The 26,735-nt window shown below is 60.1% G+C and carries 20 protein-coding genes and 4 tRNA genes; 16 read left to right on the forward strand and 8 right to left on the reverse strand.

What is annotated here, in order from left to right; all coding sequences use genetic code 11:
- Nucleotides 1-206 precede the first annotated feature (206 nt).
- The 10 genes from BHC62_RS19370 to BHC62_RS19415 all read left to right on the forward strand — a co-directional run bounded on the left by BHC62_RS19370 (nt 207) and on the right by BHC62_RS19415 (nt 9,604).
- Nucleotides 207-283, forward strand: a tRNA-Arg gene (locus BHC62_RS19370).
- 32 nt (nt 284-315) lie between these two features.
- A tRNA-His gene (locus BHC62_RS19375) sits at nt 316-391 on the forward strand.
- Between the two features lie 59 nt (nt 392-450).
- A tRNA-Leu gene (locus BHC62_RS19380) sits at nt 451-535 on the forward strand.
- Between the two features lie 77 nt (nt 536-612).
- Nucleotides 613-688: transfer RNA gene (locus tag BHC62_RS19385), tRNA-His, on the forward strand.
- 402 nt (nt 689-1,090) lie between these two features.
- Entirely contained in the window at nt 1,091-2,401 is a 1,311-nt protein-coding gene (tig, locus tag BHC62_RS19390) for a trigger factor (protein WP_029298423.1), read from the forward strand.
- Between the two features lie 92 nt (nt 2,402-2,493).
- Nucleotides 2,494-3,129, forward strand: a complete 636-nt coding sequence (gene clpP / locus BHC62_RS19395) for an ATP-dependent Clp endopeptidase proteolytic subunit ClpP (RefSeq protein ID WP_029298421.1) — start codon at nt 2,494-2,496, stop codon at nt 3,127-3,129.
- A gap of 112 nt (nt 3,130-3,241) precedes the next feature.
- Entirely contained in the window at nt 3,242-4,525 is a 1,284-nt protein-coding gene (clpX, locus tag BHC62_RS19400) for an ATP-dependent Clp protease ATP-binding subunit ClpX (RefSeq protein ID WP_029298419.1), read from the forward strand.
- A 160-nt stretch (nt 4,526-4,685) separates the two neighbouring features.
- Nucleotides 4,686-7,082, forward strand: a complete 2,397-nt coding sequence (lon, locus tag BHC62_RS19405) for an endopeptidase La (protein WP_029298416.1) — start codon at nt 4,686-4,688, stop codon at nt 7,080-7,082.
- Nucleotides 7,083-7,230: 148 nt separating this feature from the next.
- Nucleotides 7,231-7,503: an HU family DNA-binding protein gene (locus tag BHC62_RS19410; RefSeq protein WP_003174819.1), complete on the forward strand. Its 273-nt coding sequence runs from the start codon at nt 7,231-7,233 to the stop codon at nt 7,501-7,503.
- Nucleotides 7,504-7,732: 229 nt separating this feature from the next.
- Nucleotides 7,733-9,604 carry a SurA N-terminal domain-containing protein gene (locus BHC62_RS19415; protein ID WP_070995831.1) on the forward strand — a complete coding sequence of 624 codons (1,872 nt, stop codon included), beginning with the start codon at nt 7,733-7,735 and terminating at the stop codon, nt 9,602-9,604.
- Nucleotides 9,605-9,786: 182 nt separating this feature from the next.
- Here the strand turns inward: BHC62_RS19415 and BHC62_RS19420 are convergent, their stop codons facing one another.
- A complete protein-coding gene (locus BHC62_RS19420; RefSeq protein WP_070995832.1) occupies nt 9,787-10,965 on the reverse strand; it encodes an MFS transporter in 1,179 nt (392 codons plus the stop codon).
- Nucleotides 10,966-11,091: 126 nt separating this feature from the next.
- Here BHC62_RS19420 and BHC62_RS19425 point away from each other — a divergent pair, with 126 nt between their 5' ends.
- Nucleotides 11,092-12,036, forward strand: a complete 945-nt coding sequence (locus BHC62_RS19425) for a LysR family transcriptional regulator (RefSeq protein ID WP_050492976.1) — start codon at nt 11,092-11,094, stop codon at nt 12,034-12,036.
- A gap of 44 nt (nt 12,037-12,080) precedes the next feature.
- On the forward strand, nt 12,081-12,878 hold the full coding sequence (locus BHC62_RS19430) for a DUF2242 domain-containing protein (protein ID WP_029298410.1): 798 nt from the start codon (nt 12,081-12,083) through the stop codon (nt 12,876-12,878).
- On the opposite strand, the gene aceE is transcribed toward BHC62_RS19430, so the two are convergent.
- Nucleotides 12,879-15,539: a pyruvate dehydrogenase (acetyl-transferring), homodimeric type gene (gene aceE / locus BHC62_RS19435; protein WP_070995833.1), complete on the reverse strand. Its 2,661-nt coding sequence runs from the start codon at nt 15,537-15,539 to the stop codon at nt 12,879-12,881. It lies immediately after the preceding gene.
- Between the two features lie 154 nt (nt 15,540-15,693).
- Here aceE and BHC62_RS19440 point away from each other — a divergent pair, with 154 nt between their 5' ends.
- Nucleotides 15,694-16,170 (forward strand): MarR family winged helix-turn-helix transcriptional regulator, encoded by a 477-nt coding sequence (locus BHC62_RS19440; protein WP_029298408.1) that lies wholly within the window; start codon nt 15,694-15,696, stop codon nt 16,168-16,170.
- 18 nt (nt 16,171-16,188) lie between these two features.
- On the opposite strand, the gene BHC62_RS19445 is transcribed toward BHC62_RS19440, so the two are convergent.
- The 3 genes from BHC62_RS19445 to BHC62_RS19455 form a co-directional block, all read right to left on the reverse strand.
- Nucleotides 16,189-17,241 (reverse strand): pyruvate dehydrogenase, encoded by a 1,053-nt coding sequence (locus tag BHC62_RS19445; protein WP_070995834.1) that lies wholly within the window; start codon nt 17,239-17,241, stop codon nt 16,189-16,191.
- 299 nt (nt 17,242-17,540) lie between these two features.
- Nucleotides 17,541-18,581 (reverse strand): AraC family transcriptional regulator, encoded by a 1,041-nt coding sequence (locus BHC62_RS19450; protein ID WP_070995835.1) that lies wholly within the window; start codon nt 18,579-18,581, stop codon nt 17,541-17,543.
- Between the two features lie 4 nt (nt 18,582-18,585).
- A complete protein-coding gene (locus BHC62_RS19455) occupies nt 18,586-19,716 on the reverse strand; it encodes a carbon-nitrogen hydrolase family protein (protein ID WP_070995836.1) in 1,131 nt (376 codons plus the stop codon).
- Nucleotides 19,717-19,927: 211 nt separating this feature from the next.
- Here BHC62_RS19455 and BHC62_RS19460 point away from each other — a divergent pair, with 211 nt between their 5' ends.
- Nucleotides 19,928-21,967, forward strand: a complete 2,040-nt coding sequence (locus BHC62_RS19460; protein ID WP_070995837.1) for an NADPH-dependent 2,4-dienoyl-CoA reductase — start codon at nt 19,928-19,930, stop codon at nt 21,965-21,967.
- Between the two features lie 57 nt (nt 21,968-22,024).
- Nucleotides 22,025-22,915, forward strand: a complete 891-nt coding sequence (locus BHC62_RS19465; protein WP_070995838.1) for a 1-aminocyclopropane-1-carboxylate deaminase/D-cysteine desulfhydrase — start codon at nt 22,025-22,027, stop codon at nt 22,913-22,915.
- Here the strand turns inward: BHC62_RS19465 and BHC62_RS19470 are convergent.
- The 3 genes from BHC62_RS19470 to BHC62_RS19480 all read right to left on the reverse strand — a co-directional run bounded on the left by BHC62_RS19470 (nt 22,912) and on the right by BHC62_RS19480 (nt 25,623).
- Nucleotides 22,912-23,457, reverse strand: a complete 546-nt coding sequence (locus BHC62_RS19470; RefSeq protein WP_029298399.1) for a cytochrome b — start codon at nt 23,455-23,457, stop codon at nt 22,912-22,914. The two genes, BHC62_RS19465 and BHC62_RS19470, sit on opposite strands and share 4 nt — an antisense overlap.
- Nucleotides 23,458-23,571: 114 nt before the next feature.
- Nucleotides 23,572-24,399: a phosphonoacetaldehyde hydrolase gene (phnX, locus tag BHC62_RS19475; protein WP_029298397.1), complete on the reverse strand. Its 828-nt coding sequence runs from the start codon at nt 24,397-24,399 to the stop codon at nt 23,572-23,574.
- Nucleotides 24,400-24,498: 99 nt separating this feature from the next.
- Complete coding sequence (locus BHC62_RS19480) at nt 24,499-25,623, reverse strand: 2-aminoethylphosphonate--pyruvate transaminase (RefSeq protein WP_029298395.1); 1,125 nt, start codon at nt 25,621-25,623, stop codon at nt 24,499-24,501.
- A 112-nt stretch (nt 25,624-25,735) separates the two neighbouring features.
- Between BHC62_RS19480 and BHC62_RS19485 the strand changes: the two genes are divergently transcribed.
- On the forward strand, nt 25,736-26,596 hold the full coding sequence (locus BHC62_RS19485; RefSeq protein ID WP_070995839.1) for a LysR substrate-binding domain-containing protein: 861 nt from the start codon (nt 25,736-25,738) through the stop codon (nt 26,594-26,596).
- Nucleotides 26,597-26,735: the final 139 nt, after the last annotated feature.

The raw sequence follows: 26,735 nt of genomic DNA on the forward strand, positions 1-26,735 counted from the left end.
GCTTGGTCTGCAAATTCCCCTAACCCCTTAAATAAAATGAATTTTTTTCAAAAAAGATTTGACGGCCCCTGGGGGCGTCTATACTATTCGTCGCACTTGTCGGGCACAGCCTAGCACTGGTTAAGAAGGTCGAGCGCAATAGTCGTTTTATTGTGTAAGGCTGGAAGCATTTAGTTTGTAGTCCTCCAAGAGTACAGATTAATCAGGCGCCCGTAGCTCAGCTGGATAGAGCATCCGCCTTCTAAGCGGATGGTCGCAGGTTCGAGTCCTGCCGGGTGCGCCATTAGGCAGCTTTGGCACAAGTAGCGCAAGATGGTGGGCGTAGCTCAGTTGGTAGAGCACGGGATTGTGACTCCCGTTGTCGAGGGTTCGATCCCCTTCGTCCACCCCATATTTGAAAAGGCGCCAGATTTAACGGTCTGGCGCCTTTGTTTTAAAAAGCTTCAAGCCGCGGATGTGGTGGAATTGGTAGACACACTGGATTTAGGTTCCAGCGCCGCGAGGCGTAAGAGTTCGAGTCTCTTCATCCGCACCAAATACAGCGTCACCCTTGCCATGGGCCGGGTTGGTGCTTAACAGAGAAGACAATTGGCTTCTTTGTCACGCAATATGGTGGGCGTAGCTCAGTTGGTAGAGCACGGGATTGTGACTCCCGTTGTCGAGGGTTCGATCCCCTTCGTCCACCCCATATTCCGAAAGGCGCCAGATTTAACAGTCTGGCGCCTTTTTTGTTTTAGCGGTTTGCGTACTCGGCGACTGCAGGTTTTGGGTCGCAGGGGTGGGGCGTTTCGTCGTATTTTTGTTTCTCGATGATGCCGTACTACCCGTCGGCCTTGTGTGCAAGGTCGGCAGCCAGGGAGATGGTTGGTGACTTCTTCTATATATAGAAGGGTTGGCACAGAGCCCTGGCGTGATTGGCTGTATTTGTCACTGGGGCGAGGAGCATTCGTGCATTCGTACCTGTAAAATGCCTGCTGTTTTTTTACCCGTTTTCAGTAGGGTGACTTCTTGAGTTTGACCCACTAGAATGCATGCCCTTGATTCTTGGGTCGGAAACGGCCGGCTAACGTCTGTGCAACGAGGAATATCCATGCAAGTTTCTGTTGAAAATACTACTGCTATCGAGCGCCGCATGAGCATCACCGTGCCGGCAGAGCGCATCGAGACTGCGGTCAACAAGCGTCTGCAGCAGACTGCCCAGAAGGCCAAGATCGCTGGTTTCCGTCCAGGCAAAGTGCCAATGAGCGAAATCAAGCGCCGTTTTGGTGCTGATGCGCGTCAAGATGCCGTAGGTGACGTGATCCAGGCTTCCTTCTACGAAGCTGTTGTCGAGCAAAAGCTGAACCCGGCTGGTTCGCCTTCCATCGAGCCTAAGTCCCTGGAAGCTGGCAAGGACCTGGAATACGTTGCCGTATTCGAAGTGTTCCCAGAGTTCACCGTCGCTGGTTTCGAAGGTATCGAAATCGAGCGCCTGAGCGCCGAAGTGGCTGATGCCGACCTGGACAACATGCTGGAAATCCTGCGCAAGCAGAACACTCGTTTTGAAGTGGCCGATCGCGCTGCCCAGAACGAAGACCAGTTGAACATCGATTTCGTGGGCAAGGTTGACGGCGAAGTCTTCGCTGGCGGCTCGGCCAAGGGTACCCAACTGGTTCTGGGTTCCAACCGCATGATCCCGGGCTTCGAAGACGGCCTGGTTGGCGCTAAAGCTGGCGAAGAGCGCGTTCTGAACCTGACTTTCCCTGCTGACTACCAGAACCTGGACCTGGCTGGCAAAGCCGCCGAGTTCACCGTGACGGTCAACAGCGTTTCCGAGCCTAAGCTGCCAGAGCTGAACGAAGAGTTCTTCGCCCAGTTCGGTATCAAGGAAACCGGTATCGAAGGTTTCCGCGCCGAAGTTCGCAAGAACATGGAGCGTGAGCTGCGCCAGGCCATCAAGTCCAAGGTCAAGAACCAGGTCATGGACGGTCTGCTGGCTGCCAACCCGATCGAAGTGCCTAAGGCTCTGCTGTCCAACGAAGTGGATCGCCTGCGCGTACAAGCTGTTCAGCAGTTTGGTGGCAACATCAAGCCTGACCAACTGCCGGCCGAGCTGTTCGAAGAGCAAGCCAAGCGCCGCGTCGTGCTGGGCCTGATCGTGGCTGAAGTGGTCAAGCAATTCGACCTCAAGCCTGACGAAGACCGTGTTCGCGAAATGATCCAGGAAATGGCTTCGGCCTACCAGGAGCCTGAGCAGGTCGTGGCTTGGTACTACAAGAATGACCAGCAACTGAACGAAGTCCGTTCGGTTGTGCTGGAAGAACAAGTTGTGGATACTGTTCTGCAGAAGGCTAAGGTGACCGACAAAGCGGTCTCTTACGAAGAAGCAGTCAAGCCGGCTGAAGCAGCACAAGCCGACTGATTGTCCAACTCGTTTGAAAATACACCCATAAGCCAGCCTCGCGCTGGCTTATGCGTATTCAAGACATGACTATTTGGGAGTAACTGCAGAGCATGTTCCGTAATTCGTATATTCAGCAGAACTCTGATATCCAGGCCGCAGGCGGCCTGGTCCCGATGGTTGTCGAGCAATCTGCTCGTGGCGAACGCGCCTATGACATCTACTCGCGCCTGCTCAAGGAGCGAGTGATCTTTCTGGTTGGTCCGGTAGAGGACTACATGGCCAACCTGATCTGTGCGCAACTGCTGTTCCTTGAAGCGGAAAACCCGGACAAGGACATCCATCTCTACATCAACTCCCCAGGCGGTTCGGTGACAGCGGGCATGTCGATCTACGACACCATGCAGTTCATCAAGCCGAACGTATCCACCACTTGCATCGGCCAGGCCTGCAGCATGGGTGCATTCCTGCTGACAGCGGGTGCCGAAGGCAAGCGTTTCTGCCTGCCTAACTCGCGTGTGATGATTCACCAGCCATTGGGCGGTTTCCAGGGCCAGGCGTCGGACATCGAAATCCACGCCAAGGAAATCCTGTTTATCCGTGAGCGTCTCAACACGCTGATGGCCAAGCACAGCGGGCACACCCTGGAAGAAATCGAGCGTGATACCAACCGCGACAACTTCATGAGTGCCGAGGCCGCGCGTGAATACGGGCTGATCGACGCCGTGATCGACAAGCGCCCCGCTTAATATAAGCCGCTCAAAATAGGGCTGGTCGGCATGTCCGACCACTGGCGGGCTTGAAAAAGCCCGCATAAGCCTTCATCTTGTGTTGCAAGCCTATCGGATTTGGATCGAACGAATGACTGACACCCGCAACGGCGAGGACAACGGCAAGCTGCTCTATTGCTCCTTCTGTGGCAAAAGCCAGCATGAAGTGCGCAAATTGATTGCCGGCCCCTCGGTCTTTATCTGCGACGAGTGCGTCGACCTGTGCAATGACATCATCCGTGAGGAGGTGCAGGAAGCACAGGCCGAAAGCAGCGCGCATAAATTGCCTTCGCCTAAAGAAATCAGCGGCATCCTTGACCAGTACGTGATTGGTCAAGAGCGTGCAAAGAAGGTTCTGGCCGTAGCGGTGTACAACCACTACAAGCGCTTGAACCAGCGTGACAAGAAAGGTGACGAGGTCGAACTCGGCAAGAGCAACATCTTGCTGATCGGTCCTACAGGCTCGGGTAAAACCCTGCTTGCAGAAACCCTCGCTCGCCTGCTGAACGTTCCGTTCACCATCGCCGACGCCACCACCCTCACCGAGGCTGGCTACGTGGGTGAAGATGTCGAGAACATCATTCAGAAACTGCTGCAGAAGTGCGACTACGACGTAGAGAAGGCCCAGATGGGTATTGTCTATATCGATGAAATCGACAAGATTTCGCGCAAGTCCGACAACCCGTCGATCACCCGGGACGTTTCCGGTGAAGGCGTGCAGCAAGCCCTGCTGAAGCTGATTGAAGGCACGGTCGCCTCCGTACCGCCCCAAGGTGGTCGCAAGCATCCGCAGCAGGAATTCCTGCAGGTTGATACGCGTAACATCCTGTTTATCTGTGGCGGTGCGTTCTCCGGCCTGGAAAAGGTTATTCAAAACCGTTCCACCCGTGGCGGCATCGGTTTCAGTGCAGAAGTGCGCAGCAAGGAAGAAGGCAAGAAGGTGGGCGAGTCCCTGCGTGAAGTCGAGCCTGACGATCTGGTCAAGTTCGGTCTGATCCCGGAATTCGTTGGTCGTCTGCCGGTCCTGGCCACGTTGGACGAGTTGGATGAGGCTGCTCTGATTCAGATCCTCACCGAGCCGAAGAACGCCCTGACCAAGCAATACGCCAAGCTTTTCGAAATGGAAGGTGTAGACCTCGAGTTCCGTGCCGACGCGCTTAAATCGGTGGCCAAGCGGGCACTGGAGCGCAAGACTGGCGCACGCGGTCTGCGTTCGATCCTTGAAGGCGTGTTGCTCGACACCATGTACGAAATCCCCTCGCAGTCCGAGGTGAGTAAAGTGGTGATCGACGAAAGCGTTATAGAAGGTAAGTCCAAGCCACTGTATATCTACGAAAACAGTGAGCCGGCTGCCAAGGCTGCGCCAGACGCGTAAGCGTTTCGCAGTTTCGGTACAAACAAGGGGCCTCTAGGGGCCCCTTTGTTTTTCATAAGAATTTTTACTGTGTGTAACTGCCAGCATTGAGCTTGTTTTTTTTACACGCAGCCCCCATCTTGGTTTCAAGCTTACTTTCATCTGTCATAGAGGCGAAATCATGAAGACAACCATTGAATTGCCTCTCCTGCCATTGCGTGATGTGGTTGTGTATCCGCACATGGTTATCCCGCTGTTCGTGGGGCGCGAGAAGTCTATCGAAGCCCTCGAGGCCGCGATGACGGGCGACAAGCAGATCCTGCTGTTGGCCCAGAGAAATCCGGCTGATGACGATCCAGGCGAAGACGCCCTGTATCGTGTCGGCACCATTGCCACTGTTCTGCAATTGCTCAAGCTGCCGGATGGCACCGTCAAGGTGCTGGTCGAAGGTGAGCAGCGCGGTGCGGTCGAGCGCTTCATGGAGGTGGATGGCCACCTGCGTGCAGAAGTGGCGTTGATCGACGAAGTCGAAGCGCCTGAGCGCGAATCCGAAGTCTTTGTGCGTAGCCTGCTGTCCCAGTTCGAGCAATACGTGCAACTGGGCAAGAAAGTCCCGGCTGAAGTCCTGTCCTCCCTCAACAGCATTGATGAGCCAAGCCGCCTGGTCGACACCATGGCCGCGCACATGGCGCTGAAGATCGAGCAGAAGCAGGACATCCTCGAAATTATTGACCTGTCTACCCGGGTCGAGCACGTCCTGGCGTTGCTGGATGCCGAGATCGATCTGTTGCAGGTCGAGAAGCGCATTCGCGGTCGCGTCAAAAAGCAGATGGAGCGCAGTCAGCGCGAGTACTACCTGAATGAGCAGATGAAGGCCATTCAGAAAGAACTCGGCGACAGCGAAGAAGGCCATAACGAAATCGAAGAGCTGAAAAAGCGCATCGATGCCGCCGGCCTGCCAAAAGACGCGTTGACCAAAGCCACCGCCGAGCTGAACAAGCTCAAGCAAATGTCGCCAATGTCGGCCGAAGCCACCGTGGTTCGTTCCTACATCGACTGGCTGGTGCAGGTGCCGTGGAAAGCCCAGACCAAGGTGCGCCTGGACCTGGCGCGTGCCGAAGATATCCTCGACGCCGATCACTACGGCCTGGAGGAGGTCAAGGAACGTATCCTCGAATACCTCGCCGTGCAGAAGCGCGTGAAGAAAATTCGTGGCCCGGTGTTGTGCCTGGTAGGTCCTCCTGGCGTGGGTAAAACCTCGCTGGCTGAGTCGATCGCCAATGCCACAAACCGTAAATTCGTGCGCATGGCCCTTGGTGGTGTGCGTGATGAAGCGGAAATCCGCGGTCATCGCCGGACTTACATCGGTTCGATGCCGGGAAGATTGATTCAAAAAATGACAAAGGTTGGGGTGCGCAACCCGCTGTTCCTGCTCGATGAAATCGACAAAATGGGCAGCGATATGCGTGGCGATCCGGCGTCGGCTTTGCTGGAAGTGCTCGACCCCGAGCAAAACCACAATTTCAACGACCATTACCTGGAAGTCGACTACGACCTGTCCGACGTAATGTTCCTGTGCACCTCCAACTCCATGAATATCCCTCCAGCCCTGCTGGACCGGATGGAGGTGATTCGTCTGCCGGGTTACACCGAAGACGAGAAGATCAATATCGCCGTCAAGTACCTCGCGCCCAAGCAGATTTCGGCCAACGGCCTGAAAAAGGGCGAGATCGAATTCGACGTTGAGTCGATCCGCGACATCATTCGTTACTACACCCGCGAGGCTGGTGTACGGGGCCTGGAGCGCCAGTTGGCGAAGATCTGCCGCAAGGCGGTCAAGGAACATGCCCTGGAAAAACGCTTCTCCGTGAAAGTCACGGCCGATGCCTTGGAGCACTTCCTGGGCGTGCGTAAATTCCGCTACGGCCTGGCCGAGCAGCAGGACCAGGTAGGGCAGGTGACTGGCCTGGCGTGGACTCAGGTCGGCGGCGAGTTGCTGACTATCGAAGCTGCGGTGATCCCGGGCAAGGGGCAACTGATCAAGACCGGTTCTTTGGGTGACGTGATGGTCGAATCCATCACCGCCGCGCAGACCGTGGTGCGCAGCCGCGCGCGGAGCCTGGGGATCCCCCTGGACTTCCACGAGAAGCACGACACCCACATCCACATGCCGGAAGGGGCCACCCCCAAAGACGGCCCCAGCGCTGGCGTAGGCATGTGCACGGCCCTGGTATCAGCCCTGACCGGCATCCCGGTGCGTGCCGATGTGGCCATGACCGGGGAAATTACCCTGCGCGGCCAAGTATTGGCCATTGGCGGCCTGAAGGAAAAACTGCTGGCTGCACACCGTGGTGGTATCAAGACGGTGATCATTCCGGAAGAGAATGTTCGCGACTTGAAGGAAATTCCTGACAATATTAAGCAGGATCTGCAGATTAAACCGGTTAAATGGATTGACGAGGTCCTGCAAATTGCGCTGCAATACGCGCCGGAGCCCTTGCCGGATGTGGCTCCCGAGATAGTCGCGAAGGACGAAAAACGCGAGACTGACTCTAAGGAAAGAATTAGCACGCATTAATACGTTTAAGCCTGGTGGCTTCCTTGACAGCTTTTTAGAGCCCTTGTTATAAAGCGGCTCTTATAAGTGCCTGTAGGCCATTCAGCACTGGTTTTTGCTTTCACCAAAAAACTTAGAATCATACTCAATAGATATAAGGGGACTTAGAGTGAACAAGTCGGAACTGATTGATGCTATCGCTGCATCTGCTGATATCCCGAAAGCTGCTGCTGGCCGTGCGCTGGACGCAGTAATCGAATCCGTCACTGGCGCTCTCAAGGCCGGCGACTCCGTGGTACTGGTAGGTTTCGGTACTTTCTCTGTGACCGATCGTCCAGCTCGCACTGGCCGTAACCCACAGACTGGCAAAGCACTGCAAATCGCTGCTGCCAAGAAACCCGGTTTCAAAGCCGGTAAAGCCCTGAAAGAAGCCGTCAACTAAGCTTCGCTCAAGCCTTTGCCTATCCGGGCTGGACGCAGGTCTGGCCTGGCAGCGGAGCGGCAACAGACCTGAATATCCATTGGGTCGCTAAGCCGGGGGGCGGGTTCAATACCCGTCCGTTCCGCCAGTTACGAGAAGGCGCATCCTCGGATGCGCCTTTCTTCTATCCGGATTCTACCCACGCTCCACGGTTGCCTAATTTTGAAGTTCAACCGTTTCTGGGGGACGCATGCTGCAGAATATCAGGGACAATTCACAAGGCTGGATTGCCAAGACCATTATCGGGCTCATCGTTGTATTGATGGCCTTCACCGGTATCGAGGCCATTTTTCAGGCTACGACCAACAGCCAGGACGCGGCCAAGGTCAATGGTGAAGAAATCAGTCAAAACGAGCTGAGCCAGGCCGTCGACATGCAACGTCGGCAGCTGATGCAACAACTGGGCAAGGACTTCGACGCGTCCTTGCTGGATGAAAAAATGCTGCGCGAAGCGGCCCTCAAGGGCCTGATCGACCGCAAGCTGCTGCTGCAAGGCGCGGCCGATTCGAAGTTCTCCTTCTCGGAAGCTGCACTGGACCAAGTGATCCTGCAGACCCCGGAGTTCCAGGAAGACGGCAAGTTCAGCGCTGAACGCTTCGACCAGGTGATCCGTCAGCTGGGCTACAGCCGTATGCAATTCCGTCAGATGCTGACCCAGGAAATGCTGATCGGCCAACTGCGCGCAGGCATTGCCGGCAGCGGTTTTGTTACCGACCAGGAAGTACTGAACTTCGCGCGTCTGGAAAAACAGACCCGTGATTTCGCCACCGTTAGTATCAAAGCTGACCCGGCTGCCGTGAAGCTCACTGACGACGAGGTCAAAGCTTACTACGACCAGCATGCCAAGGAGTTCATGACCCCGGACCAGGTCGTCATCGACTACCTGGAGCTGAAGAAGGCTTCGTTCTTTGACCAGGTAACGGTCAAGGACGATGAACTGCAGGCCCTGTACGAGAAAGAAACCGCCAACCTCGCTGAACAGCGTCGTGCCGCGCACATCCTGATCGAAGTCAACGACAAGGTCACCGAGGCGCAAGCCAAGGCCAAGATCGAAGAAGTCCAGGCGCGTCTGGCCAAGGGCGAGAGCTTCGAGGCCCTGGCCAAGGAGTTCTCCCAGGATCCTGGTTCGGCCAACAATGGCGGCGATCTGGGTTTCGCGGGCCCTGGCGTTTACGATCCTGAGTTTGAAAGCGCCCTGTATGCCTTGAACAAGGACCAGGTCTCGGCACCGGTGCGCTCCAGCTTCGGCTGGCACCTGATCAAGCTGCTGGGTGTTGAAGCGCCAGAAGTGCCTTCGTTCGCCAGCCTGAAAGACAAGCTGACCCGTGAGCTGAAGACCCAGCAAGTGGAGCAGCGCTTTGTCGAGGCGACCAAGCAATTGGAAGATGCGGCTTTCGAAGCCTCCGACCTGGCCCAGCCGGCGTCGGACCTGAAGCTGACCGTACACACCTCCGCGCCGTTTGGCCGTGAAGGTGGCGAAGGCATCGCGGCCAACCGTGCTGTGATCCAGGCCGCTTTCAGCCCTGAAGTGCTGGATGAGGGTGCCAACAGCACCGCCATCGAGCTGGATCCGGAAACCATCGTCGTCCTGCGCGCCAAGGAGCACCGCAAGCCGGAGCAACTGCCGCTGGAAAGCGTGGCGACTGCCATTCGTGCCCAACTGACCAAGGAGCGCGCAAGCGCTGCGGCCAAGACCCATGCCGATGAGCTGATCGCCAACCTGCGCGATGGCAAGCTGGCGTTGGACCAGGCGGTTGATGGCCAGGCTTGGAAAGTCACCGAAGCCGCTACCCGCGGTCAGGACGTCGTCGAGCCGGCTGTGTTGCAGGCACTGTTCCGCATGCCCAAGCCTGCGGCGAAAGACAAGCCGACCTTTGCCGACGTGACCCTGCCAGATGGCAGCTTGATGATCGTGCGCTTGAACAGCGTCAACGAAGGGGCTGCGCCGACCGATGAAGAGAAGGAGCAATACCGTCGCTTCCTCGCTTCGCGGGTTGGCCAGCAGGACTTCGCTGCGTTCCGCAAGGAACTGGAAGCCAAGGCTGACATCAAGCGTTTCTGATGGTGTGATACCGCTTCAAAAAAAGACCCCGGCCTGAAAGCCGGGGTCTTTTTTTGCCTGCTCATCAGCCCCGCCAAGCTGATGTAGGAGCGAGCTTGCTCGCGAAGAACCTGAGAGCGCCGCGTATACCCAGCAAGCCCCCTTTATCGTTAACGTCTTTCGCGAGCAAGCTCGCTCCTACCTTACCGGGCGCTTCGGGTCTGTAAGGTTGCGATCAATGCCAACATGGCCAAGCCCGCGACCACCCAGGGAAACGACATCACGCCCCATCCCTGAAGCAGTACGCCGCCTAGCAGCCCTCCGCCGGCAATCCCCAGGTTCCACACCGTTACCAGCATCGACTGTGCAGCGTCCGCCGAGTCACCTGCCGACTTGGCCAGGGCGGTTTGCAGCAAGGCAGGCAAGCCGCCAAATGCCAGGCCCCAGATGGCCACTGACAGGTAGACGACTTCGGTAGACGCGGTCCAGAGGCCCAAGGCCAACGCGGCAGCCGCAAACAGCGCGCAACTGATCACCAGCAAGGCCGGCAGCAGGCGGTCTATCAACAGGCCGACGATCCAGATACCCATTAGCGCAGCCAGGCCAAATACCAGCAACACCTGGTCAATGTCAGCGGCAAGCCCGGCAGGCAGCAGAAACGGCGCGATATAGGTGTACAGAATGTTATGTGCCAGCACATAGGTAAACGTCACCCACAACGTCGGACGCACCCCACGCAAGTGCAGGACCTGACGCAAGCCCAGGCGCTGTTGCGCCCTTTGTCCGGCAAAGTCCGGCACCTGCCAGCGCACCCACACCAGTAGCAGCACGGTCAGTGCGGTCATGATTGCAAAGCTCAACCGCCAGCCTACCTCCGTGCCCAGAAATGTCCCGGCAGGTACGCCAAGGGACAGCGCCAGCGGCGCGCCCAGCATTGCCACGGCAATCGCCCGGCCTTGCAGGTGCGGCGCGACCATGCGGCTGGCATATCCGGCCAGCAGTGCCCAGAGCAAGCCGGCGAAGATGCCAGCCAGCAGCCGCGCGACCAGGGTCAGCCAATACAGGTCTGATAGCGCCGTGACACTGTTGACCAGCGCAAAACCGCCGATCGCTATCAGCAGCAAGGGGCGGCGACGCCAGCCACGGGTGGCGATGGTCAGGGGAATGGCCGCCAGCAACGAGCCAAGGGCGTATACCGTGACGAGCTGACCGACCAGCGCCTCGCTGACGCCCAGGTCGGCGCTCATCTGTGGCAGCAGGCCGGCAGGCATCGCCTCGGTGAGGATGGTGATGAAACCGGCGGTCGCCAGCGCGAGCAAGCCCGCCAGGGGTAATCGTTCGCGTCGGCTGGGCAGGCATTGCGGTGTACTGCAGTCATTCATGTGGCTCGGCTCCGTATTCAAGGCATCAGGACATCGGGGCAGAGTAGGGGGCTGAACCCCTCGGAAAAATAGGCTAAGGTTCCGAACTTATCGGACGTTCATGTCCGTAATCAGCGGGAAGGGATAATGGACAGCCTGGGCAGTATTTCGGTGTTTGTGCAGGTCGCGGAAACCCGCAGCTTTACTCAGGCTGGTCGCGTACTGGGGGTGTCTTCCTCGGCCGTGGGCAAAAGCATTGCGCGCATGGAGCAGCGCCTGGGTGTAAGGCTGTTTCACCGCAGCACCCGCAGTATCACGCTGACGGCCGAGGGCGCGCTGTTTCTCGAGCGCTCGCGGCGCATCCTGGCCGAGGTTGAAGCGGCGGAGCAGGAGTTGACGGAGGCGGCGGCCACACCGCGTGGAAAATTGCGCGTCAGCTTGCCGCAAGTCCGAGGCCTGTTGATGCCGGTGCTGAGCGAGTTCATGCGGGCCTATCCAGAGATTGAGCTGGATGTGGACTTCTCCGACCGCATGGTAGACGTGATCGAGGAAGGCTTCGATGCCGTGGTGCGCACCGGCAAGCCCGAGGATTCGCGGCTCACGGCCCGGTTGCTGGGGCATTATCGGTTGGTGCTGGTGGGATCGCCGCAGTACTTCGCCCTGCACGGCACGCCGGTTTGTCCTGCGGATTTGAACCACCACGCCTGCCTGCGCCACAAGTTCTGCGCCACCGGTAAGCTGGAAGCCTGGCCACTGCGTTATCTACCGGGTGAACCCGAACCGCTGTTGCGCACTCCCTTGGTCAGTACCACTATCGAGTCCCTTAACCATGTGGTGCATGAAGGCCTGGGGATCGCCTGCCTGCCGGACTTCATGGTTCGCGAATCCGTCGCGCAGGGCCGCTTGCAGCGGGTGCTGGACGAGTATCTGGAACACAGCGGCAGTTTCTGGATGCTCTGGCCGTCGAGCCGGCATGCTTCGGCGAAACTGCGGGTGTTTATCGACCATATGAGCGCCAGGCTTTTTCCCGTATCGCACGTCGAGCCGGTCGCTGGCGTTTTACCGACAGGAATCCGCGCGCGCACCCCGTGATCTGTTGCACAATACCGCCCTGACCGTTTTCCTCAGGATCATCAATGTCGACTTCATTTCACTTGCGTGGCCTTGCGCTCGCGCTGGTGCTGGCAGGCGCCACGGGCTGCTCGTCGCCCAAGACCGCTATCTACGAACATGAGAACTTCGACGACTCCGGTACGTTTTCGCGCAACTACCCGGTCAGCGATGTCGCGGCCTGCGAAGCGGCACGCCGGGCGTTGCTCAGCCAGGGCTACATCATCACCAGCAGCGACCCGAAGCTGGTGAGCGGTAACAAAAGTTTCCAGCAGACCGGTGAGACCCATCTGCAGATCAGTTTCAACGTGGTATGTGCCGAAGACGGCAGCGGCGAGCACCATGCGACCATGTTTGCCAACGCCCTGCAGGATCGCTATGCGCTGAAGAAGGTCAACAACTCCGCCAGCCTGGGGGTGGGTGTACTCGGTTCGGTATCGATGCCGATCGGCTCCACCGACGACTCGATGGTCAAGGTGGCCAGCGAGACGGTCACTTCGCCCAAGTTCTATGACCGCTACTTTGCCTTGGTGGACGTGTTCCTGCCCCAGGAAGTGAAGGCTGCCGAGCACATTCCAGAGGCGCCCAAGGCTGACCTCGGTGTGCCGGAGCCCAAGCCGGCGCCGCCGATCGAGAAGGTTGAGACACCCGATGAAGCGCCGGCTGCGCCTGTTGCTCCAGCAGTCTCGGAACCGCTGTCGCCACCACCTGAGACAGCGCCGATCATTCCCCAGCAAACGCCGGCGCAACCGACGGAACCGGCGCCAGCCACGCCTTTGCTGCCGGCACCGACGGAAGCGATCCCGCCGCTGCCGGCCCAGTGACTACACGTTGACGGGGTCGGTCTTGTCGACGTCGATCCCGTAGCGGCTGATTGCCTCGCTGACCTTGGCGCGGTTGATCAGGCCATCGTCCGCCAGGCCCTTCAATGCGGCCAGGACGATGAAGTGGCGATCGACCTCGAAGAATTCGCGCAGCGCTTCACGAGTATCGGACTGGCCAAAGCCATCGGTACCCAGGGCGACCAGGCGCCGGCCCGCCATGAATGGGCGAATCTGGTCGGCGAAGATTTTCATGTAGTCGGTGGCAATCACCACTGGCCCTGCGCGGTCCGTCAGGCATTGCTCCACGTAGCTGGTACGTGGCGTTTCCTGCGGATGCAGGAGGTTCCAGCGCTCCACGGCGTGGCCATCGCGGCGCAGTTCGGTGAGGCTGGTGACACTCCAGACGTCAGAGTCCACGTCAAAGTCCTTGCGTAACAAGTCCGCGGCGGCGATCACCTCGCGCAGGATCGAGCCACTGCCCATCAGCTGCACCTGGGGCTGCTGGCCGGCTTTCAGGCAATACATTCCTTTGAGAATTGCGTCTTCGACGCCGTCGGGCATGGCCGGGTGCGGGTAGTTTTCGTTGAGCAGGGTGATGTAGTAGTAAATGTCCTGCTGCTCGACAAACATGCGCCGTATGCCCTCACGGATGATTACGGCAAGCTCGTAGGCAAAGGTCGGGTCGTAGGACACACAGCAAGGGATCACCGAGGCCATTACGTGGCTATGCCCGTCATCGTGTTGCAACCCTTCGCCCATCAGGGTGGTGCGCCCGGCAGTGGCGCCCAGCAGGAACCCGCGGGCCCGCGCATCGCCTGCGGCCCAGGCCAGGTCGCCAATGCGCTGGAAGCCGAACATCGAATAGAAGATGTAGAAGGGCACCATCATCACGCCGTGGTTGGCGTAGGACGTACTGGCGGCGATCCAAGAAGAAAACGCACCGGACTCATTCAGGCCTTCCTGCAGGATCTGACCGTCCTTGCTCTCTTTGTAGTAGCTCAGTTGGCCCGCGTCCTGGGGGGTATAGAGTTGGCCCACAGCAGAATGAATACCGATCTGGCGGAACAGGCTCTCCATGCCGAACGTGCGGGACTCGTCCGGCACGATAGGTACGATCAGCTTGCCCAGGTTAGGGTCTTTGAGCAGGGTACCGAGGATGCGGACGAAGGCCATGGTGGTGGAAATGGCGCGCTCGCCGGTGTCTTTGAGTTGTGTGGCAAAGGCCTCGAGCGGTGGGGCCTGCAGCGCTGGCACCGAACTGTGCCGGGCTGGAACGTAGCCGCCGAGCGCTTGGCGTCGAGCGGCAAAGTAGCGCGCTTCTTCGCTGTCTGGCGCCGGCTTGAGATAGGGGATTTCTGCCAGTTGGTCGTCGGCCACTTCGAGGCCGAACCGATCACGGAAGGCCTTGACCGCCTCGGCACCCATTTTCTTCAGTTGGTGGTTGATGTTCTGGCCTTCGCCCGCTTCACCCATGCCAAAACCCTTGACGGTTTTCGCCAGGATCACTGTAGGTTGGCCGGTATGGCGAACGGCGGCGGCATAGGCGTTATAGACCTTGTCGGGGTCATGGCCGCCCCGTGAGAGCTTCCAGATTTCATCGTCGGAAAGATCCGCCACCAGCGCCAGCAACTCCGGGTATTTGCCGAAGAAATGTTCGCGCACATAGGCGCCGTTTTGCGACTTGTAGTTCTGATAGTCGCCGTCTACGCACTCCATCATGCGCTGACGCAACAGGCCGCTGGTGTCCTTGTCCAGCAGGGCGTCCCAGCCACCGCCCCAGATGACTTTGATCACGTTCCAGCCGGCAGCGCGGTACAGGCTCTCGAATTCCTGGATCACCTTGGCGTTGCCGCGTACCGGGCCATCGAGGCGCTGAAGGTTGCAATTGACCACGAAAATCAGGTTGTCCAGTTTCTCGCGCCCGGCCAGAGAGATCGCCGCGAGGGATTCCGGCTGGTCCATTTCGCCATCCCCCAGGAAGGCCCAGACCTTGCGCCCCTCCTGCGGCTTGAGGGCGCGCAGGTCCAGGTAGCGCATGAACCGCGCCTGGTAGGCCGCAGTGATGGGCCCCAGGCCCATCGACACCGTAGGGAACTGCCAGAAGTCCGGCATCAACCGGGGATGGGGATAGGAGGACAGGCCCTGACCACCGGCCTCGCGGCGGAAGTTGTCGAGTTGTGCTTCGTTGATACGCCCTTCAAGGTAGGCGCGACCGTAAATGCCTGGCGAGGAGTGACCCTGGATGTACACCAGGTCGCCGGCGAAGGTCTCGGTACGGCCACGAAAGAAATGGTCAAAGCCTGCGTCGTACAACACTGCAGCCGACGCATACGTGGCGATATGTCCACCCACGCCCGAGTGCTTGCCGGCGCGCAATACCATGGCCATGGCATTCCAGCGGATAAACGCATTGAGCCTGCGTTCTACCGCCAGGTTGCCGGGGTAGGGCAGTTGGCGGTCCACCGCGATGGTGTTGACGTAAGGGGTGGTGACCCGTCCGTGGAAGTCGCCATGGCGCGCTACGTCGAAATCCAGCAACTGATCGATCAGGTAATGGGCGCGCGGGCGGCCTTCGGTGGACAGCACCGATTCGATGGACTCCAGCCATTCGCGCGTTTCCTGTGGATCGTCGTCGAGTCTTACTGCGTTGTTCGCGTTCATGTGAGGCTCCAGGGTGTGCGGTTATCAACGTGCGGGCTTCTTGTGGAAGGTGATTGCGCACGCTGCAAAGTGATTGCAATTGCAACTACATGACTGAATTTAGCGCGGGATGAGCTACCATTGCAACCTTCTCGAATTCCCCGGATGGTGTTGCATGGCATCGAAAGAGCCTGATGTATGGTTTCGGTTTGTCAGGGCCCACAGGGCGGTCATCCGTGAAATTGAACGGCGCCTGACCCAGGCCGGCTTGCCGCCATACGCCTGGTACGACGCCTTGTGGGGCCTGGAAAGCGGTCCTGATGGCACTCGGCGCATGCATGAGTTGGCCGATGTACTGGCCATCGAGCGCTACAACCTGACGCGGTTGGTGGACCGCTTGGAAAAGGATGGCCTAGTGGTGCGCTCGCGCTGCGAGGGTGATGGGCGCGCCGCGTTTGCCTCGATCACCGATGAGGGCCGGGTGTTGCGTAAAAAGATGTGGGGCATCTACGAAAGTACCGTGGATGAATTGTTCCTTTCGCAACTCAACGCCGAGCAGCGTCAGGGCTTTTCCGATGCGCTGGAGCGCACGGCCGGGCTGGCGATGGCCAGTGCGCAAACACGGGGACGGCGCAGGTCTGAAACGCCATAGGCAAGGGCGTCTTCCCGCTCATCTGAGGCGGTACTGCTGCAGTGCCCGTTCCACCTGTTGTGGTCCGATCAGCCCATCCTCTGCCAGTGCTTTTAAAGCCAGTGCGGTAATCCAATAGCGGTCAGGTGCCGCTGGCCGGACTGAGCCGGCACCCAGGGCGACAAAGCGTGCAAGCACATGGGCCGCCAGCGGGTCGACGACGGACTGCGGATAGCCGGTGACCGCGATCACTGGGCTGTCGTTGCCCGCCAGGCAATCGCGTAAGTGACTGCTGCGTTTTTCTGCCAGTGGATGCAGGCGATTCCAGCGCTCGGCGGCATTTGCTTCGCGCACCAATCGGGTGTAGCTGGGGCAGCTCCATAGCTGCGCCGATACGTTCCAGTCCTCCTCCAGCAACCTTGCGGCATGCACGACTTCGGCAAACACGTAGCCTGCACCCAGCAGGCGCACGTGCAGAGGTGCCGGTGGTTCGCGCCCGATCCGATACATCCCCTTGATTGCATCCTCGCTGTCTTGTAGCGCCAATCCCGGCCCGTCGTGCTGGTCATGCAGGGCCAGGTAATAGAAACCCGGCCTGCCCTCGATATACAGCGCATGCAAGGCTGCCAGGACTATCGCCCGGGTTTCTTCGCCGGAGGCCGGATCATAGGGGGTGCAATGTGGATTGCTGGCCAGCCACAGCGGGAGTGAGGGGTGTGCGCCTCTGGTCCACTTGGCGGGACGGGTCTGGATGTCGTTGCACAGAATCCCCCGTTGCTCGGTGCCGCGAGAGAGGGAACACAGCTGCGCCGATGAGGTGGCGCTATGCAGGTACAACAGAGGTTTTTCCCCACGGTTACGGGCAAACCAGGTGGGCCAGGCGGCAATTCGCCTGGAGTGGGACTGGCCGCGAATGACCCAGGCTTGCCTGCACGTCGCGGGGTTGAACTCTAGGGTGTTGGCCATAGCCATCACCGTATACAGCGGCGAGCTGCGGGGCGGCTGCTGATTGTTCAAGGTGTCGATGCAGATTTGTGCGGATTGCGCAGTGCTAGCAGTCAAGAGTCGCGTCCCATTGGCGGTGCAGAGCATCACCCTAATGGAAGTCGCGCAATGATTGCAACTGCAATGATTGCAGTTGCATTTACTTTACCTGTTTAAATCCGTGCCTGGCTGCTACGTTTAATCTTCAAGCTCAGGAACGTCATGACCCTGTCTTTTTTTCGTCACGACGGCACTTTAGGCTGGTGATGCGGGTCACTTAAGCCACCTGCTTTGATTACACAAGGAGTCGACGATGGACGATTATCAAGAAGAGCTGTTGGAGTATCAGGCATTCGAACTTGATCCGCTGGATCCGTCCGACGACGCCACCGAGCTGTAGGCAGGCGTCAGGCGGAATGCCGCTGACTGCGGCGAAATTCCCCTGGGGTCTGGCTGTTCCAGCGCTTGAAGGCCCGTTGAAAGGCTTCCGCTGAGGCAAAACCCAGTAGATAGGCGATTTCCCCAAACGCCAGTTCCGTGTCGCGAATGTAGGTCATGGCCAGGTCGCGGCGGGTGTCGTTGAGAATGGCGCGAAACTGCGTGCCTTCCTCGGCCAGTTTGCGGCGCAAGGTCCAGGTCGGCAGCTTCAGGCGCGCCGCCACTTCTTCCAGGTCGGGTTCCCGGCCGCCATTGAGCATCGGCCCCAGCAAGCGGGTGATGCGCTCGCGCAGGCTGCGGGTGCGGGTCAATTGCTCCAATTCCCTTTCACACAGCTGCAACAGCAGGTTCCAGGTACTCGGGCAATGCTGCGGGTTGCGCTGGCCCAGGCTGTGTTGGCTCAAGCGCAGTTGATTGAGCTCAGCGCCGAACTGGATCGGGCAATCGCCCAGCACGCTGTAGCTTGCACTGTAGTCGGGGGTGGCGAATTCGATCTCGATCCGTTCGGCCACGACCGGCTGCTGGCATAAGGTTGCCATCTGCTGTAGCCAACCGGCGAGAATCGAGTCCACGACAAAGCGGTTATAGGCGTTATAGGGGCTGATGGAATAGAACCGCAGCCAGGCGCCCCCGGCGTCTTCATGAAAGCTGGACTGGCCACGGTAATTGGCACCGTACAGCGCCTCGAAGCGGGTCAAGGTACGCGCGGCTTCGCGCACGTTGGGCGCCTGGGCCGCAGTGACGCCAGCCAGGCCAAGTTGATTCATGCGGCTCAGTTGGCCCATGCGCAGGCCCAGGCCGGGATCGCCGGTCAACTGGATGGCTGCGTGGCCCAGGCGCATATAGCGCGGGATTGACAGGCGTGCACCGGGTTCACTCAAGCGTGCTGGGTCCAGGCCGTATTGCAACAGCAGTGGCTGCGGGTCCAGGCCATGGCTGAGGATCGCGTCGGCCAGGGTGTGCACGATGCCCACCGATAAGTCACCGAGGCGCATCGGTGCCGGTTTCATGGGTTTACAGCCACACGTTCAGCAAACGCGCACCACGCGCGTTGCCGTCGGCGAAGACTTGTCCCTGGGTACTGAGAAAACTCTGGCCGCTGGTGCCCTGGTCCCAGAACTGCCCGCGCATGAACACGCTCATACCCGCACCGGCCAGGCTGATGGGGGCCTGGCTGATCAGGCTCAGGCGATGCCAGGCTTCACCTTCGCTGAGTTCTTCGGGCTTGAGGCTGACTTCCGGTGGCGTGGAGACACTCTTGAAACCGCGCCACGGCTTGTCCCAGGTATCCCGGCCAATCACCAGGGCCGGTACCGCCACCAGTTGCGCGCCTAATTCGTTGAGTTTGCGGTAATTGTCCGGATACCAGCTGTCACTGCCGATCAGGATGCCCAGGCGCCCGGCCGGGGTGTCGATCACGCTGATCGCGTTTTCGTCGCCCGGGGCGATAAAACCGCGCTCATCGAAGATCGGGTAGAGCTGGCGCTGGGGTTGGCCCAGCGGCAGGCCGTCGCGGTCGAACACCAGGCTGGTGTTGTACAGCGCACCATGGCCGACCTGCAGTTGACCCTGGCTGATGCTGGGGTTGGGCAGGGCGATGGAACCGGCCACCAGCGTCACCCCGAATTCCTTGGCCAGACCACCAAACAACACCTGGTAATCGCGGGCCATGGCCGGTGCCTTCATGCGCAGGTAGGCATCGTCGATACGGTTATCGCCCTGGGCACTGATCAGTGCGCGCATAAATAGCAATGGATTGCTGGCCGACAACCAGTTCATTGCCTCCTTGAGGCTGGTGGCCTGGTACAGCTCGTTTTTTTCGCCGCTGACCAACAACCAGGTACCGACATGTTCCGGCAACACCACAATGGTTTTGTCATTGATCAGCCCCATGTCCCGGGCATTGCGCAGGTACGCCGAGAGCTTCAGGTGCAAGCGCTCCAGGCTCTGGTAATCGGCGGGGAACAACTCCGGCTGGATGCCCAGCAGATTGCCGTGATCGGCGGGAACGCCCTCGTTCACGGCCAGGTTGATCCTCAGGTCCGACAGGTAATGCCCCACGGGGCGCTCCTGGGTCCAGACCAGATAGGCGGAAACGGCGGCGACCAAGGCCATGGTGAAGGTCAAAGCAAATAATTTACGCATGGGGGAACAGACAACAGGCCGTAAGCAGGGTTCGCCTCTAGGGTAGGGCGCGTCGCCACGCTTGCCAAGGGGCGTTGCGCATTTGGATCAATAACTTGTCAGTTTCAGTCATTGAGCGGTGGGGGCATGGCTCTTAGTCTGTGGGACATAAACCGATGGCCGGCCATTCGAGCCTGCCACGTCCCGTGATGATCCGTTGTGGAGCTGTACCATGACCGCTGCTGCCTACCCGCACCTGCTGGCCCCGTTGGAGCTGGGTTTTACCACCTTGCGCAATCGCACCCTGATGGGGTCGATGCACACCGGTCTTGAAGAAAAGCCAGGTGGCTTCGAGCGCATGGCCGCGTATTTCGCCGAGCGTGCCCGTGGCGGCGTAGGCCTGATGGTTACCGGCGGCATTGGCCCCAACGATGAAGGCGGGGTGTATTCCGGGGCCGCCAAGCTGACCACCGAAGCCGAAGCTCTCAAGCACAAGATCGTGACCCAGGCGGTGCACGAGGCGGGCGGCAAAATCTGCATGCAGATCCTCCATGCCGGCCGTTATGCCTACAGCCCCAAGCAGGTCGCGCCGAGCGCGATCCAGGCGCCGATCAACCCGTTCAAGCCCAAGGAGCTGGACGAGGAAGGCATCGAAAAGCAGATCAGTGACTTTGTGACGTGCTCGGTACTGGCCCAGGTCGCCGAGTACGACGGTGTGGAAATCATGGGCTCGGAAGGTTATTTCATTAACCAGTTCCTCGCCGCCCACACCAACCATCGCACCGACCGCTGGGGCGGCGCCTACGAAAACCGCATGCGCCTGCCGGTGGAAATCGTGCGTCGGGTGCGCGAAGCCGTGGGGCCCAACTTCATCATTATCTTCCGCCTGTCGATGCTCGACCTGGTGGAAGGCGGCAGCACCTGGGAAGAAATTGTCCAGTTGGCCAAGGCCATCGAGCAGGCGGGCGCGACGATTATCAATACCGGCATCGGCTGGCACGAAGCGCGCATCCCGACCATCGCCACCAAAGTGCCGCGGGGCGCATTCAGTAAGGTCACGGCCAAGCTGCGCGGCGCGGTGCAGATTCCGTTGATCACCACCAACCGTATCAACACCCCGGAAGTGGCCGAACAGATCCTTGCCGAGGGCGATGCCGATATGGTGTCCATGGCCCGGCCGTTCCTGGCCGACCCGGAGTTCGTCAACAAGGCCGCCGCTGGCCGTGCCGACGAAATCAACACCTGCATCGGCTGCAACCAGGCGTGCCTGGACCATACCTTCGGCGGCAAGCTGACCACCTGCCTGGTCAACCCGCGCGCCTGCTACGAGACCGAACTCAATTATTTGCCGGTCAAGCAGATCAAGAAGATCGCGGTAGTCGGTGCCGGCCCTGCAGGCCTGGCCGCTGCCACCGTGGCCGCCGAACGCGGGCATCAGGTGACCTTGTTCGATTCTGCCAGCGAGATCGGCGGCCAGTTCAATATCGCCAAGCGCGTGCCGGGCAAGGAAGAGTTCTTCGAAACCCTGCGTTATTTCAAACGCAAGTTGCAGACCACCCATGTCGAGCTGTGCCTCAACACCCGCGTGGACGTCGAGCAACTGGTGGCGGGCGGTTATGACGAGATCATCCTCGCCACCGGTATCGCGCCACGTACCCCGGCGATCCCGGGCGTCGAGAACCCCAAGGTGTTGAGTTACCTGGACGTGATCCTCGAACGCAAGCCGGTGGGCAAGCGTGTAGCGGTGATTGGCGCCGGCGGCATCGGTTTCGACGTGTCGGAATTCCTGGTGCACCAAGGCGTGTCCACCAGCCTGGATCGCGAGGCGTTCTGGAAAGAATGGGGCATCGACACCCAACTGCAAGCCCGTGGCGGCGTGGCCGGGATCAAGCCCGAGCGCCATGCGCCGGCCCGTGAAGTGTTCCTGCTGCAGCGCAAGGCTTCCAAGGTCGGCGACGGCCTGGGCAAGACCACCGGCTGGATCCACCGTACCGGCCTGAAGAACAAGCAGGTGCAGATGCTCAATAGCGTCGAGTACCTGAAGATCGACGACGCAGGCCTGCACATTCGTATTGGCGCCGAGGGCGAGCCCCAAGTGCTGGCGGTGGACAACATCGTCATCTGCGCCGGCCAGGACCCGCTGCGCGAACTGCAGGACGGCCTGGTCGCCGCTGGCCAGAACGTGCACCTGATCGGCGGTGCCGATGTGGCCGCCGAGCTGGATGCCAAGCGTGCGATCAACCAGGGCTCGCGCCTCGCCGCCGAGCTGTAAGACCGGGGAAGGGGCGGTGTTAGACTACCGCCCCTTTTTTCATGCAGACGTGCCCTGATGGGTCCTTTCGATTGGCTTCCCCAGGCTCCCCTCGAACCCTTGCAGCTGGATTGGCTGAACGGCGTCGAGGTGGCCGTGTTGCGCTTGGACCGCATCGACCCGCTGATCAGCGGCAACAAGTGGTTCAAGCTCACCGGGCACCTGGCCCAGGCGCAACAGGCGGGTGCCAGCGGCATCATCAGCCTGGGCGGCGCCTACTCCAATCACCTGCATGCCCTGGCGGCGGCCGGCAAACGCTTCGGTTTTGCCACCGTCGGCCTGTTGCGTGGGCACCCGCATGACACCCCGACTGTTTTCGACCTGCAAGCGTTCGGCATGCACCTGCACTGGTTGGGCTATGGCGGCTACCGCGCGCGCCATGAGCCGGGCTTCTGGTTGCCTTGGCGCGAGCGCTACCCGAACCTGCATCCTGTGCCCGAAGGCGGCGGCGCAATGACCGGGGCGTTGGGTTGTGGCGTGTTGCTGGAGCAGGTACGGACGCAGTTGCACACCCTGGGTTGGGCCGATTACGACGCCTGGTGGCTGGCGGCCGGCACCGGTACCACCCTGGCGGGGTTGGTCCTGGCGGAGGCGGGCGGCCATCCTGTGTTTGGGGCAATGGCGGTACCGGATGATCATGGCGTCGCGCAGAACGTGCAGGCCATTGTGCAGGGCGGGTATGAACTGTTGGATGCCAGCCGTGGCGGTTTTGCCAAGGCCGATCAGCCATTGCTTGAATTTATCGCCACTACCGAACAGGCCTGCGGCCTTCCGTTGGAGCCGCTGTACACCGGCAAGGCGCTGCTGGCGCTCAAGCAGCAGATCGAGGCCGGGCGCTTCGCTCCCGGCACTCGCTTGATCTTTGTGCACACCGGCGGCCTGCAAGGCCGCCGGGGTTTTGCGGATTAACGCTTGGGTAACATGCGCAACACGGTGTTATCGCGCATGAAATAGTGGTGGTACAGACCCGCCGCCGCATGCAGGCCGATCAGCCAGTAGCCGATAGTGCCGCCCAGCACGTGCCAGCCTTCGATCTGCTTGGCCAAGTCTTTGTTTTCGCCGATCAGGGGCGGCAACTCAAGGCCGTAGAACGACACTGAATGCCCTGCGGCACTGACGATCAGCCAGCCGAAGATCGGCATGCCGATCATGAACACATACAACGCCACGTGCATCAGCGTCGCCAGCAAGGCTTGCCATTGCGGCGGGGCCGGCAGGATTTTCGGCGCCACGCCCAGGCTGCGGGCAAACAGGCGCAGCCAGACCAGTACAAAGATGGTCAGGCCGAACATGAAGTGCAGTTCTTTGATTAACGTGCGCCCGCCACTGCCTTTGGGGAAAATCCCGCGAAATTCAATGGTGGCGTAGACCACCACCAGCAGCACCAACATCAGCCAGTGCAGGGCGATGGACATCGTACTGTAACGGGACTCGCTGTTTTTCCACGGCATTGCGTCGTTCCTCACTCATCAGGGGCAAACCTCCGTTCTTTGGCGACGGAGTCCCTTCAGCCTAACCCTGTTGTGCAAGGTTTGCCCGAGTGAGGGGCGATGTATTGATCTCGATCAGGCAGCTTGCGGCATTTCACCGCGGGCCAGGCGCTGATTGATGTCGGCGATCACGCCGGGCAGGTCGGTGATGGTGTCGATCAGGTAGTGCGGGCGCGAGCCGGCGAACAGCGTTTCGATGCGCTTGCGCTCGCTGGCCAGTGTCGCCGGGTCCAGCGCACGGAACTGCTCGTAGGTCAGGCCCAGGGCGTTGCCCGAGCAGGTCAGCGCCACCGTCCACATCCCGGCGCGACGGCCTTCGAGGATGCCCGGCACGGTGTCGTCGATCTTCACGCAGGCCGCCACATCATCGATGCCCAGGGCAATCACGTTGGCCAGGGCCTGGGCGGGCCATGGGCGGCCATTGGGTACTTCGTCGGTGGCGACGACGTGGTCGGCGATGTAGCCGTTGGTGGCAGCCAACTCGACCACCTTGTCCATCACTTGCTTGGGGTAGCCGGAGCAGGAACCGATCTTGATGCCTTGCGCACGCAGTGCGGCGATGGTCTCCAGGGCGCCGGGAATCAGCGCCGAGTGCTCGGCGATCTTCTCGATCTGCAGCGGCATGAAGCGCTCGTAGATGGCGGTCACGTCAGCGTCGGTCGGCGTGCGGCCGAAGGCTTTGCGATAGCGCTCGGCCACTTGCGGCTGATCACACAGGGTGCGGATGTGGTCCCACTTGCCCATGCCCATCGGGCCACGGGCTTCTTCGATGGACACCTGGACGTCGAACTCGGCAAACGCCTCGACAAAAATCTGCGTGGGGGCGAATGAGCCGAAGTCGACCACGGTGCCGGCCCAGTCAAGGATGGCGGCCTGCAGGGTGTTGGGGTTCTGATAGTTCATGGTAAAAATCCTATGGCTAATGGGGCGTTTTTTGTAGGAGCGAGCTTGCTCGCGAAAAACCTGAGGGCGCCGCTGTGAACCAGGCCGCCCGCGTTATCGTTAACCCACTTCGCGAGCAAGCTCGCTCCTACACATCTCTTGCAGCGCCTGGGCAATCGCCGCCACTGCCGCTTGCATCTCTGCCTGGTTGACATGGCCGATGCAGCCGACGCGGAAGGTTTCGACCTGGGTCAATTTGCCCGGATACAGAATGAAACCCTTGGCCTTGACCCGCTCGTAGAAGTCCTTGAACTGGTAGCGCGGATCGCTCGGCGCGTGGAAGGTGACGATGATCGGCGCCTGGATCGCGGCGGGCAGGAAGCTGCGCAGGCCCAGTTCGGCCATGCCGTCCAGTAGTGTCTGGCAGTTGGCGGCATAGCGCTGGTGACGGGCCGGCAAGCCACCTTCCTCGTTGTATTGCAGCAGCGCTTCATGCAAGGCGGCCACTACGTGGGTCGGCGGGGTAAAGCGCCATTGGCCGGTCTTGGCCATGTAGGCGTGCTGGTCGAACAGGTCCATGGCCAGGGAATGGCTGTTGCCTTGGGCGGCGGCCAGCGCTTGTTTTTTGGCAAAGACAAAACCCATGCCCGGCACGCCTTCCAGGCATTTGCCGGAAGCGGCAATCAGGGCGTCAAACGGCACCTGGGCCGCGTCGATGGGCAGCGCGCCAAAGGAGCTCATGGCGTCGATGATCAGGCGTTTGCCATGGCGCTGGATGACCTGGGCGATCTCCGGCAGCGGGTTGAGGATGCCGGTGCTGGTTTCGCAGTGGATCAGCGCGACATGGGTGATGGTGCTGTCAGCCTGCAACAGTCGATCCACATCAGCGGCGGTGGTGGGCTGGTCTTCGGCGGTCTCGAAGGTGCTGAACGGGCGGCCGAGCACTTCGCAGATCTTCGCCAGCCGCTTGCCGTAGGCTCCGTTGATCAGCACCAGCACCTTGCCATCCCGTGGCACCAGGGTGCCGATGGCGGCTTCGACGGCGAAGGTGCCGCTGCCCTGCAAGGGCACGCAGTGATGGCTGTCGCCACCGTTGATGATCGCTAGCAGTTGCTCGCAGAGGCTGGCGGTCAATTGGTTGAAGCGGTCATCCCACGAACCCCAGTCAACCATCATGGCCTGACGGGTGCGGGCGGAGGTGGTCAGGGGCCCCGGTGTGAGCAGGATCGGCGCGGCAGTACTCATTCTCATGTCCTCGCAAAGCAGTGGGATGAAGCTACGGGACATAAATTGCAGTTTGGCTTGTCATCAATCAAATTGTTTGTTGTTATGCCAGCCATCAGTGAGGCCGATAGCTATGAATCTTTTTCAACTCCGCGCATTTGACGCCGTGGCCCGGGACGGCAGCTTTACCCGTGCCGCCGCGCGCCTGTTTATCAGCCAGCCGGCCGTGACCGGGCATATCAAGGCGCTGGAAGAGCACTACCAGATCACCCTGCTGCGACGTACCGCACGGCGGGTCGAGTTAACCGAAGAAGGGATCAAGCTGGCGGCCATCACCCGCAGCATCTTCGGCCAGGTGGATGAAGCGCAGGCCCTGCTGGAGGCCAACCGCCAATTGCTCACCGGGCGCCTGGAAGTGGCGGCGGATGGGCCGCATATGGTCATGCCCATGCTGGCAAAGCTGCGTGCGCGGTACCCGGGGATTACCGTCAACCTGCGCCTGGGCAATGCCCAGGAAACCCTGGCGGCGCTGTTGTCCGAGCACGCGGATGTGGCGGTGTTGACGCAAGTGGAGCCACGCAAGGGCGTGCATCTGCAGCCCTTGAACGAGTCACGTATCTGCGCCTTGGTACCGGCTGGCCACCCGTGGCTGGCGGATCCGGCGGGTATCCGCCTGGAGCAGTTGGACCAGGTGATCATGGTGCTGCGCGAGCCCAGCTCCATCACCCGCCGCACCTTCGACGAGGCCTGTGCCAAGGCCGGCATACAGCCCAAGGTGTTGCTGGAGCTGGACAGCCGCGAAGCGGTGACAGAAGCGGTGGCCGCCGAACTGGGAGTGGGGGTGGTGTCCTCGGTGGAAGTCAGTCGGGACCCGCGTGTGCATGCGATTCCCATCCATGGCGAGGGACTGCTGAACCACCATATGCTCGGGTGCATGGAGCGGCGCCGGGAGTTACGTTTGATTCAGGCGTTTTTTGAGCTGGCTTCCCATTGACCTGACGATGGGTCAGGTACGCGTGTTGTGGCAATGGGGGTTTTTGTGGCGAGGGGGCTTGTCCCGGTACAAACCGGGGACATCGTTTACATTTCTAACCGGGGACATGGTTTACAGGTTAATACGCATGGTCAGGAGG

It is taken from the genome of Pseudomonas sp. 06C 126, from assembly GCF_001855215.1.
Taxonomy (GTDB): domain Bacteria; phylum Pseudomonadota; class Gammaproteobacteria; order Pseudomonadales; family Pseudomonadaceae; genus Aquipseudomonas; species Aquipseudomonas proteolytica.

Coding starts and splice junctions, on each gene's coding strand:
- aceE (WP_070995833.1), bottom strand. CDS start 15,539: ATGAACGCGAACAACGCAGTAAGACTCGACGACGATCCACAGGAAACG.
- clpX (WP_029298419.1), top strand. CDS start 3,242: ATGACTGACACCCGCAACGGCGAGGACAACGGCAAGCTGCTCTATTGC.
- BHC62_RS19480 (WP_029298395.1), bottom strand. CDS start 25,623: ATGAGTACTGCCGCGCCGATCCTGCTCACACCGGGGCCCCTGACCACC.
- BHC62_RS19440 (WP_029298408.1), top strand. CDS start 15,694: ATGGCATCGAAAGAGCCTGATGTATGGTTTCGGTTTGTCAGGGCCCAC.
- BHC62_RS19465 (WP_070995838.1), top strand. CDS start 22,025: ATGGGTCCTTTCGATTGGCTTCCCCAGGCTCCCCTCGAACCCTTGCAG.
- BHC62_RS19470 (WP_029298399.1), bottom strand. CDS start 23,457: ATGCCGTGGAAAAACAGCGAGTCCCGTTACAGTACGATGTCCATCGCC.
- clpP (WP_029298421.1), top strand. CDS start 2,494: ATGTTCCGTAATTCGTATATTCAGCAGAACTCTGATATCCAGGCCGCA.
- BHC62_RS19445 (WP_070995834.1), bottom strand. CDS start 17,241: ATGCTCTGCACCGCCAATGGGACGCGACTCTTGACTGCTAGCACTGCG.
- BHC62_RS19425 (WP_050492976.1), top strand. CDS start 11,092: ATGGACAGCCTGGGCAGTATTTCGGTGTTTGTGCAGGTCGCGGAAACC.
- phnX (WP_029298397.1), bottom strand. CDS start 24,399: ATGAACTATCAGAACCCCAACACCCTGCAGGCCGCCATCCTTGACTGG.
- BHC62_RS19455 (WP_070995836.1), bottom strand. CDS start 19,716: ATGCGTAAATTATTTGCTTTGACCTTCACCATGGCCTTGGTCGCCGCC.
- BHC62_RS19430 (WP_029298410.1), top strand. CDS start 12,081: ATGTCGACTTCATTTCACTTGCGTGGCCTTGCGCTCGCGCTGGTGCTG.
- BHC62_RS19485 (WP_070995839.1), top strand. CDS start 25,736: ATGAATCTTTTTCAACTCCGCGCATTTGACGCCGTGGCCCGGGACGGC.
- BHC62_RS19450 (WP_070995835.1), bottom strand. CDS start 18,581: ATGAAACCGGCACCGATGCGCCTCGGTGACTTATCGGTGGGCATCGTG.
- tig (WP_029298423.1), top strand. CDS start 1,091: ATGCAAGTTTCTGTTGAAAATACTACTGCTATCGAGCGCCGCATGAGC.
- BHC62_RS19460 (WP_070995837.1), top strand. CDS start 19,928: ATGACCGCTGCTGCCTACCCGCACCTGCTGGCCCCGTTGGAGCTGGGT.
- BHC62_RS19415 (WP_070995831.1), top strand. CDS start 7,733: ATGCTGCAGAATATCAGGGACAATTCACAAGGCTGGATTGCCAAGACC.
- lon (WP_029298416.1), top strand. CDS start 4,686: ATGAAGACAACCATTGAATTGCCTCTCCTGCCATTGCGTGATGTGGTT.
- BHC62_RS19420 (WP_070995832.1), bottom strand. CDS start 10,965: ATGAATGACTGCAGTACACCGCAATGCCTGCCCAGCCGACGCGAACGA.